Annotated in this window: 13 protein-coding genes; 5 read left to right on the top strand and 8 right to left on the bottom strand. The window is 67.4% G+C overall.

Going from position 1 to position 11,873, the window contains the following annotated elements; genetic code table 11:
* Positions 1 to 185 (bottom strand): hypothetical protein (locus tag ACFDSW_RS11030; RefSeq protein WP_375250342.1); only part of this gene is annotated, 185 nt, incomplete at its 3' end.
* A gap of 152 nt (positions 186 to 337) precedes the next feature.
* On the opposite strand from ACFDSW_RS11030, the gene rimM reads away from it, so the two are divergent.
* Positions 338 to 781: a ribosome maturation factor RimM gene (gene rimM / locus ACFDSW_RS11025; protein WP_375250343.1), complete on the top strand. Its 444-nt coding sequence runs from the start codon at positions 338 to 340 to the stop codon at positions 779 to 781.
* Positions 782 to 812: 31 nt separating this feature from the next.
* Here the strand turns inward: rimM and ACFDSW_RS11020 are convergent, their stop codons facing one another.
* The 7 genes from ACFDSW_RS11020 to ACFDSW_RS10990 all read right to left on the bottom strand — a co-directional run bounded on the left by ACFDSW_RS11020 (position 813) and on the right by ACFDSW_RS10990 (position 7,228).
* Entirely contained in the window at positions 813 to 1,019 is a 207-nt protein-coding gene (locus ACFDSW_RS11020) for a hypothetical protein (RefSeq protein WP_375250341.1), read from the bottom strand.
* A 97-nt stretch (positions 1,020 to 1,116) separates the two neighbouring features.
* A complete protein-coding gene (locus tag ACFDSW_RS11015; protein ID WP_375250340.1) occupies positions 1,117 to 2,370 on the bottom strand; it encodes an N-succinylarginine dihydrolase in 1,254 nt (417 codons plus the stop codon).
* On the bottom strand, positions 2,367 to 3,383 hold the full coding sequence (locus tag ACFDSW_RS11010) for an arginine N-succinyltransferase (RefSeq protein WP_375250339.1): 1,017 nt from the start codon (positions 3,381 to 3,383) through the stop codon (positions 2,367 to 2,369). Before ACFDSW_RS11010 ends, ACFDSW_RS11015 begins: the two co-directional genes overlap by 4 nt.
* A complete protein-coding gene (locus ACFDSW_RS11005; RefSeq protein WP_375250338.1) occupies positions 3,380 to 4,582 on the bottom strand; it encodes a hydrolase in 1,203 nt (400 codons plus the stop codon). Before ACFDSW_RS11005 ends, ACFDSW_RS11010 begins: the two co-directional genes overlap by 4 nt.
* A gap of 48 nt (positions 4,583 to 4,630) precedes the next feature.
* On the bottom strand, positions 4,631 to 5,611 hold the full coding sequence (locus tag ACFDSW_RS11000) for a YdiY family protein (protein WP_375250337.1): 981 nt from the start codon (positions 5,609 to 5,611) through the stop codon (positions 4,631 to 4,633).
* Between the two features lie 44 nt (positions 5,612 to 5,655).
* The gene (locus ACFDSW_RS10995; protein ID WP_375250336.1) at positions 5,656 to 6,138 is read right to left on the bottom strand and encodes an RNA pyrophosphohydrolase; all 483 of its coding nucleotides are present in this window, start codon (positions 6,136 to 6,138) and stop codon (positions 5,656 to 5,658) included.
* Between the two features lie 76 nt (positions 6,139 to 6,214).
* Complete coding sequence (locus tag ACFDSW_RS10990; protein ID WP_375250335.1) at positions 6,215 to 7,228, bottom strand: alpha/beta hydrolase; 1,014 nt, start codon at positions 7,226 to 7,228, stop codon at positions 6,215 to 6,217.
* 44 nt (positions 7,229 to 7,272) lie between these two features.
* On the opposite strand from ACFDSW_RS10990, the gene ACFDSW_RS10985 reads away from it, so the two are divergent.
* The 4 genes from ACFDSW_RS10985 to ACFDSW_RS10970 form a co-directional block, all read left to right on the top strand.
* Entirely contained in the window at positions 7,273 to 8,238 is a 966-nt protein-coding gene (locus ACFDSW_RS10985; protein WP_375250334.1) for a histone deacetylase, read from the top strand.
* 20 nt (positions 8,239 to 8,258) lie between these two features.
* Positions 8,259 to 10,244 (top strand): 2-oxoacid:acceptor oxidoreductase subunit alpha, encoded by a 1,986-nt coding sequence (locus ACFDSW_RS10980; RefSeq protein WP_375250333.1) that lies wholly within the window; start codon positions 8,259 to 8,261, stop codon positions 10,242 to 10,244.
* Positions 10,245 to 10,310: 66 nt separating this feature from the next.
* Positions 10,311 to 11,333: a 2-oxoacid:ferredoxin oxidoreductase subunit beta gene (locus ACFDSW_RS10975; RefSeq protein WP_375250332.1), complete on the top strand. Its 1,023-nt coding sequence runs from the start codon at positions 10,311 to 10,313 to the stop codon at positions 11,331 to 11,333.
* Between the two features lie 72 nt (positions 11,334 to 11,405).
* The coding region (locus tag ACFDSW_RS10970) for a deoxyribodipyrimidine photo-lyase (RefSeq protein WP_375250331.1) at positions 11,406 to 11,873 on the top strand (468 nt) is incomplete at its 3' end.

The following is an 11,873-nucleotide window of genomic DNA, read 5'->3' as shown; positions in this document are numbered from 1 at the left end:
GCCGAAGCGGAGGCGACCGCCGCCGCTGCCGAGCCGGCCGCCGAAAGCGAGCCGGCCGCCGAAGCCACCGCCGAGCAGTAATCGGCGCCGGGGCGGGGCGGGGCATCCCGACGCGCGATCATGCGTTCCGCAGCAGTGTGCCATGACATGCTGGAGGAACCCATGATGACGATGACGGATGCCACGTCCGGCCCGGATCCGCGCACCGCGCCCGACGATGACGAAGACGCCACAAACCACGGGGTCTCGAGCCCGGAGCCGGCCGAGGGCGCCAACGACGCCCCCGCTGGAGACACCGACTCCCCCGCGCCGTGATTCCGAAACCGCCGCCGGGACGATCGTCCTGGCGGCGGTGACCGGCGCGCACGGCGTGACGGGCGAGGTGCGTCTGAAGGTCTTCGCCGAGGATCTGGCGTCGCACCGCTCGTTCAACGGTGGCGCGCTGACGCTGACGAAGCTGCGTGACGGATCGATCGCACGGTTCGCCGAGGTGACCGATCGCACCGCGGCAGAGGCGTTGCGCGGGACGCAGTTGACGGTCCCGCGCGAAGCGCTCCCCCCGCTGGACGAGGGGGAATATTATCACGCCGATCTGCTCGGCCTGTCGGTGATATCCACCAGCGGCGCCCCGCTCGGGCGGGTGATCGCGGTGGAGAATTTTGGCGCTGGCGACGTCATCGATATCGAACGCCCCGACGGCAAGACCTTCATGGTGCCGATCCATGCGGTGCCCGAATGGGATCGCGACCGCCTGGTAGTGGATTCCGCGTTCGTAGAGTGAGGCGGGGGCTTGTCGCCCCGGCCGCTGGCGATCAGCTGTCGATCGAGTCGATCAGCCGTCCGCCTGCCATGAATACCGCCGCGGTGCAGGCGGCGAACAGCATCCAGCCCTGCCAGCCGGGGTAGTGGCGCAGATACACCAGCCCACGCTCCACCGCCCCCGCGCCGAGCGCATAGATGACGAGAAAGGCTTCGAACTTCGTCTTGATGATGAACAGGTCGGAGAGGCGTTTCCACATAACCGCAGACTAGCAAGATACGGGCCAGTGCCGGATTCACGTCGGTTGTGCGCAGCCAAGGTTGGTTAATTGTAAATTAACCCGACAGGCGGCCGCGTCATGCCAGTTCCTCCAGATCGAGCGCGCTCAGCAGCGCGCGACGCGCGGCGGTGATGTCCTCGATCAGCCGTGGATCGCCGATCGCGGCGGCGGGCAGCGATTCGGGCCAATGTTCGCTCACCACCGCCGCGATCCGATCGAGCGTCGCCGTATCCACCAGGAAACGCGGGTCGATCGTCGCTGGATCGGCCACCACGCGCAGCCGAAGGCAGGCGGGGCCGCCGCCGTTCGCCATCGATTCGCGCACATTCACCACCTCGACACGGCGGATCGGGCCATTGCCGGCAAGATGCGCCTGCAGCCAGCGCCATACGCGCGGATGATCGCGCGCCTCGCCCGGCACGATCAGCGTCGTCCCGCCATCCGCCGGCGTGACGAGTTGGGCATTGAACAGATAGGAGCCGATCGCGTCGTCGAGCGATACCTGCGCGGCGGGCACCTCGACGATCGCCACCTCGGGCAGGATCGCGCGCAGCGCTTCGTACACGCCGTTCGGGTTGGCGAACGCCTGTTCGTGCGCGAACAGCACCCCTTCATTGGCGACCGCGACCACATCGTTGTGAAATGCGCCAGCCGCGATCGCCGCCTCGCTTTGCTGAACGTAGAGGACGCGCGCCGCATCGAGGCGATGCGCGCGCGCGATCGCGCGCGATGCCTCGACATGCTGGCGCGCCGGGAAGCGTCCGCCAGCCTCGCCGTACACGAAGATCTCGATTCCCGCCGTGTCGTGCCGCGTCGCCAGCCGCATATGGTTCGCCGCGCCCTCGTCGCCGAATGGGGCGGGGATCGCGTCATGGACCGCAAAGGCCGGATGCGCGAAGGCAAGCCGTAGCTGCGCCAGCGTCGCGGGGGCTTCGTGGCTGCGATGCGGCATCGTCATCAGATTGGCGACGGTCAGGTGACAGCGCCCGTCGGCGCAATCGGGCGCGGGGGAGACGGTCGCCGCATTCGCCGCCCACATCGCGGAGGCGGACAGTGCCCGTGCCTTCATCACCGCATCGGCATCGGCGTAATTGGTATGGAGCCGGTCCAGCCATTCATGATCGGGCCGGGGGTGCGGCAGCAAAACCCCCTGCACCAGCCCCAGCGCGAGGTTCGCGCGCATCTTGGCGATGCCCTGCAGCGCGGCGGCACGGGGATGCGCGGTCGCGCCGGCATTGGCGGTGGCGGCCAGATTGCCGGGGCTCAGCCCGGCATAATTATGGCTGGGGCCGATGATCCCGTCGAAGTTGATCTCACGAAGGGTCGTCACAGGCGCGCGATCCAGCTGATCGTATCGCCCGCCGCGACCCCGAGCGCCGCCGCGCAGGCCGGGTCCAGCGTCACGCCATCAGCCGCCGGCGCGATCCGGCCATAGGCGCAGCGGAATGCGGCGAGGCGCCCGCTGGCGACCAGCGCTTCCTCCCCGTCGCCATCGGCGATCGCGACGATCGTGGCGTCGCGTGCGTCGCGGATCGTGCGCACCTGATCGGTGCGCGCGGTCATCGTCGGGCCACCGTCGAAGATGTCGATATAATGTTCGAACGCGAAGCCCTCATTCTCCAGCATCCGCATCGCGGCGCGACCTGACGGGTGCGGCATGCCGATCGCGGCGCGCGCATGTTCAGGCAGCATCGCGGTATATACCGGATGCTTGGGCATCAGATCGGCGATGAACTGATGCCCGTTGACGGCATTGAACGCATCCGCCTCCTGGAAATTCATTCCGAAGAAGCGCCCGGCGAGACCGTCCCAGAAGGGGGAACCACCCGCCTCGTCGATGACGCCGCGCAACTCGGCGAGCACGCGATCCGCGAAGCGCGTGCGATGCGCGCGCATGAACAGATAGCGGCTGCGCGCGAGCAACAGTCCCAGCCCCCCGGCGCGCTCCCCCGGATGCAGGAACAGCCCGCCGACCTCGCTCGCCCCCTCCAGATCGGTGGTCAGCGACAGCATTTCGGCGCGGAACGTGCGGTCCAGCTCGCGACTGTGCTGGGTCAATGTGCCGATACGATAGCTGTAGAAAGGATGTTTCTGCCCCACCTGCGTGATCAGCTGGCAGGTGCCGCGCACATCGCCGGTGGCGGTGTTTTCCAGCATCAGCACGAATTGTTCGTCCGATAACGACGCCTCATCGCGCTCGAACGCGGTATGACTCCGCTCCAGCTTGGCGGTCAGCGCGCGACGATCGGCGGGCAGATTGGTGAAGCCGCCCCCCGTCAGCTTCGCCATCTCATAGAGGTGGGCGAGATCGCGATCCGCCGCGGCGCGCACGACGAACGTCATGCCAAGGCTCCGCGCTCGATCCGCATCATCGTCACCGCCGACAGCGCGGCCCGTTCGGCAAGACTGTCGACGATCACGAATTCCTCCATCGAATGGATCGCTCCGCCGCGGACGCCCATCGTGTCGATCACCGGCACGCCGCAGGCGGCGATATTGTTGCCGTCGCAAACCCCGCCGGTGTCGCGCCACGCGATCGGCTGGTCCAGCGCGGTGCCGACATCATGCACGAGCGCGAACAGCCGCGCGGCACCCGCATCGATCGGCTTGGGAGGGCGATTGAACCCGCCATGGACACTGATCGCGACATCATGCTGCGCCGCGATCGTGGCGACGGCATCGTCGATCAGGCGCCGTGCCCGGTCGATCTCCGCCGCGTCGCGCGGGCGGAAATTGACCCGCAGCACCGCCAGGTCGGGGACGACATTGTTCGGACCGCCGCCATCGACCCGCGCCGGATTGACCGCCAGGCTGGGGGAGCGTTCGGCATGCAGCCGCACCGCGATCGCGGCGGCGGCGACGATCGCGTTGCGCCCCTCCTCCGGGTTGCGCCCGGCATGCGCCGCGCGCCCACGGACGACGATTGCGAAATTGCCCGTGCCGCCCCGCGCGCCCGCCAGCGTCCCGTCGGGCAGCGCGGGTTCGTAGGTCAGCGCCGCGATCTTGCCCCGTGCGGTCTCTGCGATCAGCGCGGCGGACGACAGCGAGCCGGTTTCCTCGTCGGAATTGATCACGACATCGTAACCGAGCGTGGTCCCCGTCGCCTCCAGCGCGCACAGCGCCTCCAGCAGCAACGACAGCCCGCCCTTCATATCAGCGACTCCCGGGCCGTTGAGCGTACCGTCCCCCCGCCATTCGAGCGTCTGGAAGGGGTGATCGACCGGATAGACGGTATCCATATGCCCCGTCAGCAGCACGCGGCGCGTGGCACCGGGCCGAACCGCCAGATGCAGGTGGCGGCCGTGCGCCAGCGGCTTGACCGCTCCGTCGCCGGTGACGATCTCGGCCGCCTCCGGCTCGATCAGCCGGATCTCGCCCGGCAGCACGGCGAAGGCGTCCGCGAGCAGCGCCGCCATCGCCTCGCACCCCGCCACGTTGCGCGTGCCGCTGTTGACCGCGCCCCAGCGCTCGACCCGCGCCAGCATCGCCGCCGCGTCCAGCCGCTCGACCGCGCGCCGTTCCTCTCGCGATAGTTGCTCCATGCCGGTCAGCCTAGCCGCTCCCGCGGCCGAGCGAAACCGCCCGGCGGTTCAGAAGCTATAGACGAGTGACGCGCGGCTGGTGCGGTCGGTGGACAGCCGACCCTCGGGCGGGGCGCTTTCATATTGCACGGTATAGGACAAACGCGCCGACAGCGGTCCGAGCAGCTTCGCCTCGATCGCGGAGACGCTGCGGATCGTGCTGTTGTACCGTTCGACATATACCGACGCGTCCTGGCTGGCGATCAGCCCGCTGAGCAGCGTCCAGTCGAGATCGAGGCTGCCGCGCACCGCGATGCTGCCCTGCGTGGTGCCGTCGGTCAGGTCGGTCTGACGATAGGCGGGGCCCAGTTCGACATCGGTGGTCAGCCCGGGGCGGCGGAACACGCTATAGCCCGCACCGACCGAGGCGGAATATCGATTGTCATACCCCAGGAAGCGATCCGCCTCATATTGCGCGTTGCCATAGATGTACCCGCGCTCGTTCAGCTTGTAGTTGGGCTGATAGGCGGCGACGTAGCGTTCCCGGCTGGTGATTCCGGCAGTGCGCTGGAAATCCGCCTGCGCCAGCAAGCGGTGCCGCCAGCGCAGCCCCTCGCGCGTCAGGTCGGCGGTGCCGGACAGGCCGGTCACATCGGTATTGCCGGTCGAGACGAAGCCACCGGCCTCGATCCGGCCGGTCCACAGCTCGAACGCGCTCGCGCTGCGCACCCGTTGGTTGCGTTCGCGCGCGCGCGCCTCGCGCCATTCGGTCGCCCGGCGCAGAACCAGGTCGCCGGAACCGGGATCGGCGACGCGCGCATATTTGACGATCGTGTCGATCCCGCTTTCGTCGCCGGACTGCATCGCCGCGTCCATCATCGCGCGGATCTCGTCGGGGATCGAGGGCGGCGGCACGGTATCGAGGTCGACGCCAACCGGGCCCAGCACCGGCGCCGGAGGCTCGGGCGCGGCAACGACGATGTAGGACGGAACCCCGGTAATCTGGCCACTGATCTGGCCACCGGCGAGCAGCGCGGCGAGCAGGGTCATCGCGTCGCCCCGCTGATCCCGCCGACCCTCTTACGCACGATCGTTCACCGTGGAAGATGCTCGGCGAAGGCCGCGAGCACATCGGTATAGAGCTGTTTCTTGAACGGCACGATCAGGTCCGGCAGGTCGGCGGGATCCGCCCAGCGCCACGCCCGGAATTCCGGATGCGGCGTTTCGATGCGGACGTCGCTGTCCTCGCCGTCGAAGCGGAACAGGAACCAGCGTTGACGCTGGCCGCGATATTTCCCCTTCCACACCTTTCCGATCATGTCCGGCGGCAGATCGTAGAAGAGTTCGTCCGCCGCCGTCGCGATCAGCGTCACCTTGTCGGCGGTGATGCCGGTTTCCTCCCACAATTCACGGACGGCGGCCGCGTGCGCGTCCTCGCCCGGATCGATCCCGCCCTGTGGCATCTGCCACGCTTCCAGCACGTTATCGAGGCGCTGCCCGACGAACACCTGTCCGTCGCGGTTCAGCAGCATCACGCCCGCGCACGGACGATAGGGGAGCGAGGCGATATCGGTCATGTCCGCTGTCCTAGGTTCGCGGACACGGCTTGAGAACCCCCGGCGTGGCGCGGAACCGGGCGATCGCGATCCGGGCCTATGCCGCCTGCGTCATCACCCGTTGCGCTTCGAATTCGGTGATCGCCGCCCGCAGCGCGGTCAGGTAGCCGGCAACATCGCCTGCCGCCGAGGGGATCGCCTTGCGGAGCGTGATGAAGCCGTGAACGATTCCCTGCGCCTCGCGGAACACCACCGGGACGCCCGCCCGGATCAGCGCGGCGGCATAAGCGCGGCCCTGGTCGCGGATCGGGTCGAGGCTGGCGGTGATGATCACAGCGGGGGGCATTGCGGTCAGGTCGCCCGCCAGCGGCGAGCTGCGGGGGTGGGCGGGATCCGCCGCATAATGGTCTCCGAACCACAGCATGCCGTCGCGTGTAAGCAGGAAGCCCTCGGCGAAGTCGTTGAATGAGGGATAGTCCGTCGCCATGTCCGCCGCCGGATAGATCGGCGCCTGTACGACCACGGGCACGGCCGCGGGCTGATCGCGCAGCGCCATCGCGACGACGATCGTCAGATTGCCGCCCGCGCTGTCGCCCGCCAGCACCAGCGACGTCGCGGTCCGCCCCAGTTCGGCGGCATTGCCCGCCACCCAGCGCGCCGCCGCTTCGCAATCATCCGGCCCGGCGGGCCATTTCGCTTCGGGGGCCAGCCGATAGTCGACCGACACCACCGGCAGATCGAGCTGTCGTGCCATTTCCGCGGTGAAGCTGGCGTGCGTATCCACGTTGCCGATCACGAAACCGCCGCCGTGAAAAAACACCACTACCGGGCCGGGTGCGCGCGACTCGCGGGCGTCGAACAGCCGTGCCGGGATCGTCGTGCCGTCGGGGCCGGGGATCGACAGGTCCTGGATTACCGCCAGGTCGCCGACCGGCGGATCGGCGATGTCCTTCATCGCATGATAGACCGCGCGCGCGTCCGCCGGGGTCTGTTCGTGCATCTTCGGCCCGGGCACGCTGTTGAGGTAATCGAGGAAACCGCGCACGTCCGGCCGGACGAACGGCCCGGCGGCCGGATCGATAAGCGGGCGGTCGATCAGCGTATCGGTCATGCGGGCCACTCCATAAGGTGCTATTTGCAACCTATCTTAGCCGGATGATCCGCGTCGTCCACCACCCCGATTATGTCACCGAAGCCTCCGCCCGCAGCAGCTATCGCTGGGGCAAGAACGGCGCGATCCGCGATCTGCTGCGCGATCGCGGGCCGCTTGTCGGGTGGCACGAACCCGAACCGATGCCGGTGGCGTGGCTGGCGGCGGCGCATGACGCGGACTATGTCGACGAAGTGCTGTCCGCCGCCGTCCCGCGCGAAAAGGAGCGGCGCATCGGCTTTCCGGTGAGCGAGACGGTCGCGCGCCGCGCGCAACTCGTGCCCGGCGGCACCTGGCTGGCGGCGCGGCTCGCGCTCGATCACGGTTTTGCCGCCAATACCGCTGGCGGCAGCCATCATGCGCTGGCGCAGACCGGTGCGGGCTATTGCGTGTTCAACGATCTCGCCATCGCCGCGATACGGCTGATCGGGGAGGGGACGGTCGGGCGCCTGCTGATCGTCGATGTCGACGTGCATCAGGGCGACGGCACCGCCGCGCTGACCGCCGCGGAGCCGCGCATCGCCACCTATTCGATTCACGCCGAGAAGAACTTCCCCGCGCGCAAGGCGCGTTCGACGCTCGACGTCGCGCTGCCCGATGCGACGGGCGACGACGCCTATCTCGCCGCGCTCGAACGCACGCTCGCTCCGCTGATCGACGATGTCCGGCCCGAGCTGATCCTGTATCAGGGCGGGGTCGATCCCTTCGCCGACGATCGCCTGGGGCGGCTGGCGCTGTCGCAGGAGGGGCTGGACGCGCGCGACCGGCTGGTGGCCGGGATGGCGATCGCGCGTGGCATCCCGCTGGCGAGCACCGTCGGCGGCGGATATGGCGATGACGTGATGGCGCTCGCGCGACGTCATGTGCGGGTGATCACCACGATCGGCGACATGTTCGGAAAAGCAACAGTTGCACCCACGCACGATCCTTCTACCTTGGTGGACAACGCCCCTCCCACGCAGGCGGGGTGACATAATATGCGAGGAGAGCGATGGCGACCGCTGCCCATGACGTGACGCGCGAGGAAGCGTCCTCCCATCCGGCACCCGAATCGATCGTGGTCCGCTTCGCCGGGGACAGCGGCGACGGCATGCAGCTGACCGGCGGGCAGTTCACGCTTTCCACCGCACTGGCGGGCAACGATCTGGCCACCTTTCCCGATTTCCCCGCCGAGATTCGCGCGCCGCAGGGCACGTTGTTCGGCGTCTCCGCCTTCCAGATCAATTTCGGTTCGACCGCGATCGAAACCGCCGGGGATCAGCCCGACGTGCTGGTGGCGATGAACCCGGCCGCGCTGAAGACCAATGTCGAGGCGTTGCGCCCCGGCGGGCTGATCATCGCGGACGAGGGGGAATTCGGGCAACGCAATCTCGACAAAGCGAAATATGACGCCAATCCGCTCGACGACGGCAGTCTCGCGAAATGGCAGCTGATCCGCCTCAATATCTCACAGCTGACATTGGATGCAGTGAAGCCGTTCGGGCTGGGCAACAAGGAAGCGTTGCGCTGCAAGAATATGTGGACGCTGGGGCTCGCGCTGTGGATGTTCGATCGTGATCGCCAGCCGCTGATCGATTGGCTGGCAAACAAGTTCGCGAAGAACGCCACGCTGGCGGAGGCGAATATCGCGGCGCTCAATGCCGGCCATGCCTATGGCGAGACTGCCGAGCTGGGCGGCATCGCCAAGCAGCACGCGCTGCCCGCCGCGCCGGCGGAACCCGGTCTGTACCGCACCGTAACGGGTGCCGAAGCGATCAGCCTTGGCCTTGTCGCGGGATCGCAACTCGCCGACCTGCCGATGTTCTTCGGTGGCTATCCGATCACACCGGCGTCGGCGATCCTGCATCATCTGTCGCGGTTGAAGGAATTCGGCGTCACCACCTTCCAGGCGGAGGACGAAATCGCCGCGATCGCCTCCGCGATCGGCGCCAGCTATGCCGGGCAACTGGGCGTCACCTCCTCGTCCGGGCCGGGCATCGCGTTGAAGACCGAGGCGATCGGACTGGCGATCATGACCGAACTGCCGCTCGTGATCGTCAATTCGCAGCGCGGCGGGCCATCGACGGGGCTGCCGACGAAGACCGAACAATCGGATCTCTATCAGGCGGTCTATGGCCGCAACGGCGATGCGCCGATGCCCGTGATCGCGGCGCGATCCGCCGCCGATTGCTTCGAGGTGGCGATCGAGGCGTGCCGTATCGCCACTCAATATATGACGCCCGTCATGTTGCTGACCGATGGCTATATCGCCAATGCGGCGGAGCCGTGGAAGGTGCCCGATCCCGACACGCTGACGCCGTTTCCGGTAGCGTTCATGGAGACGGTGCCGGAGGGCGGTTTCGAGCCCTATGGCCGCGATGCCAGGCTCGCGCGGCCGTGGGTGAAGCCCGGAACGCCCGGACTGCTCCACCGCATCGGTGGGATCGAGAAGAAGCAGGGCACCGGCAACATCGACTATTCGCCCGCCAACCATCAAGAGATGACCGATACCCGCAAGGCCAAGGTCGATCATATCCGCGTGCCCGATCAGCAGGTGGCGATCGGGGAGACGTCGGGCACGCTGGTGGTGGTCGGCTGGGGCTCCACCTTCGGCCCGATCCATCAGGCGGTGCGGCGCGCGCGGCGCAAGGGGCTCGACGTCGCGCATGTCCATCTGCGCCATATCTGGCCGATGCCCGGTAATCTCGCCGCTCTGCTTCGTGGCTTCCGGCATATCCTCGTTCCCGAGATGAACACCGGGCAGCTCAAGACCGTGCTGCGCGATCAGTTCCTGGTCGATGCCAGACCGCTTAACAAGGTTTCCGGCCAGCCCTTTCGCATTGCCGAGATCGAGGCGGCGATCGCCACCTTCTTCGACGGTGTGACGGGCAACGAAGGGGGCGAGGTGCCCGCCGATGCCGCGCAACTGCCGACGCCGCAATCGGGCCATGACGATGGCTCGCTACGGCCCGAGGCGCATTCGCCGCAATCCGTCTGAGGAAGCGTTCGCGACGCCTGCCTGGCGTCAACTTCGTCAAGTTCCAGCCGTAGCAGGACCCGCCCGATGAACGACATGACCCCCGCCCTCGCGGCGACCAAGCCCAAGGATTGGGAAACCGATCAGGAAGTCCGCTGGTGCCCAGGCTGCGGCGATTATGCGATCCTGAAAGCGGTCCAGCGGACGATGCCCGAATTGGGGGTTCGCCCCGAGAACACCGTCTTCGTCAGCGGCATCGGCTGCTCGTCGCGCTTCCCTTATTATATGGAGACCTACGGCTTCCATACGATCCACGGGCGTGCACCGGCGGTCGCGACCGGCGTCAAGCTGGCCAATCCCGATCTCGACGTGTGGATCATCACCGGCGATGGCGACGCGCTGTCGATCGGCGGCAATCATACGATGCATCTGCTTCGGCGGAACCTGGATTGTCAGCTGCTGCTGTTCAACAACGAGATCTACGGCCTGACCAAGGGGCAATATTCGCCGACCAGCCGGGTGGGCACGCAAAGCCCGTCCACGCCATTCGGGTCGGTGGATCGGCCCGCCAACCCCTGCGCCTTCGCGCTGGGGGCGGGCGCCCGCTTCATTGCGCGCGGGATCGACGTGCACAAAAGCCTGCCGACGGTGTTGAAGGCGGCGCATGCGCACAAGGGCACCAGCTTCGTCGAGATCTTCCAGAATTGCATCGTCTATAACGACGATGTCTTTGCGCCTTTCACCGAGAAGGCGAACGCCACCGCCAATCAATTGTGGGTCGAACATGGCCAGCCGCTGCGTTTTGACGGCGGTACGAAGGGGATCGCGCTCGACCCGTCAACGCTGACGCTGCGGGTGGTGGCGGGAGACGATCCGTCGGTGCTGGTGCACGACAAGACCAACCGCACGATCGCGCATCTGCTGGTGGAAATGCCGTTCGGCGCCTTCCCGATGGCGCTGGGCGTGATCTACGACCATCCCGCGCCGACGTTCGACGCGGCGGTGGTGACGCAGAATCGTGAGGCCAGCACGGGCAAGACCGCCGACCTGCGCCGCTTGCTCGCCAAGGGGCAGACGTGGATGGTCGACAAGGAACCGCGCGTGGAATGATGGTGATGGCCGGCCGCACGGTCGCCACGCCTGGATCAGGAACCCCGCACCGCGCCCGCGCGTAGGCGCGCGATGACTTCGATTGTCTGGTTCCGGCAGGATCTTCGCCTCCACGATCAACCCGCGCTGGTCGCGGCGGCGCATGAGGGGCCGGTGATCCCCGTCTATGTCCTCGATGACGAAACGCCCGATGCATGGCGCATGGGGGAGGCGCAGCGCTGGTGGCTTCATCACAGCCTTGCCGCGCTGGCGGCGGGGCTGGAGAAGAAGGGCAGCAAACTGATCCTGCGTCGTGGCCGCGCGGATCGGGTGCTGGCCGAACTGCTCGACCAGACCGGCGCCGGGCAGATCCACGCGCTCCGCCATTACGAGCCGTGGTGGCGGAAAATCGACGAGTCACTGGGCGACCGCCTTTGTCGCTACGACGGCAATCATCTGGCGCGGCTGGAAGAGGTGACCACCGGATCGGGCGGGCAATACCGTATCTATTCGTCGTTCTGGAAAGGGCTGCAACCGCATTTGCCCCCCGACGATCCGCTG

This window comes from Sphingomonas sp. (assembly GCF_042091075.1).
Classification (GTDB): domain Bacteria; phylum Pseudomonadota; class Alphaproteobacteria; order Sphingomonadales; family Sphingomonadaceae; genus Sphingomonas.
The sequence above is the reverse complement of the archived record's forward strand: the minus strand, read 5'-3'. Positions and strand labels throughout refer to the sequence as shown.

Coding starts and splice junctions, on each gene's coding strand:
- ACFDSW_RS11000 (WP_375250337.1), bottom strand. CDS start 5,611: ATGACCCTGCTCGCCGCGCTGCTCGCCGGTGGCCAGATCAGTGGCCAG.
- ACFDSW_RS10985 (WP_375250334.1), top strand. CDS start 7,273: ATGATCCGCGTCGTCCACCACCCCGATTATGTCACCGAAGCCTCCGCC.
- ACFDSW_RS10995 (WP_375250336.1), bottom strand. CDS start 6,138: ATGACCGATATCGCCTCGCTCCCCTATCGTCCGTGCGCGGGCGTGATG.
- ACFDSW_RS11020 (WP_375250341.1), bottom strand. CDS start 1,019: ATGTGGAAACGCCTCTCCGACCTGTTCATCATCAAGACGAAGTTCGAA.
- ACFDSW_RS11005 (WP_375250338.1), bottom strand. CDS start 4,582: ATGGAGCAACTATCGCGAGAGGAACGGCGCGCGGTCGAGCGGCTGGAC.
- ACFDSW_RS10980 (WP_375250333.1), top strand. CDS start 8,259: ATGGCGACCGCTGCCCATGACGTGACGCGCGAGGAAGCGTCCTCCCAT.
- ACFDSW_RS10975 (WP_375250332.1), top strand. CDS start 10,311: ATGAACGACATGACCCCCGCCCTCGCGGCGACCAAGCCCAAGGATTGG.
- ACFDSW_RS11010 (WP_375250339.1), bottom strand. CDS start 3,383: ATGACGTTCGTCGTGCGCGCCGCGGCGGATCGCGATCTCGCCCACCTC.
- ACFDSW_RS10990 (WP_375250335.1), bottom strand. CDS start 7,228: ATGACCGATACGCTGATCGACCGCCCGCTTATCGATCCGGCCGCCGGG.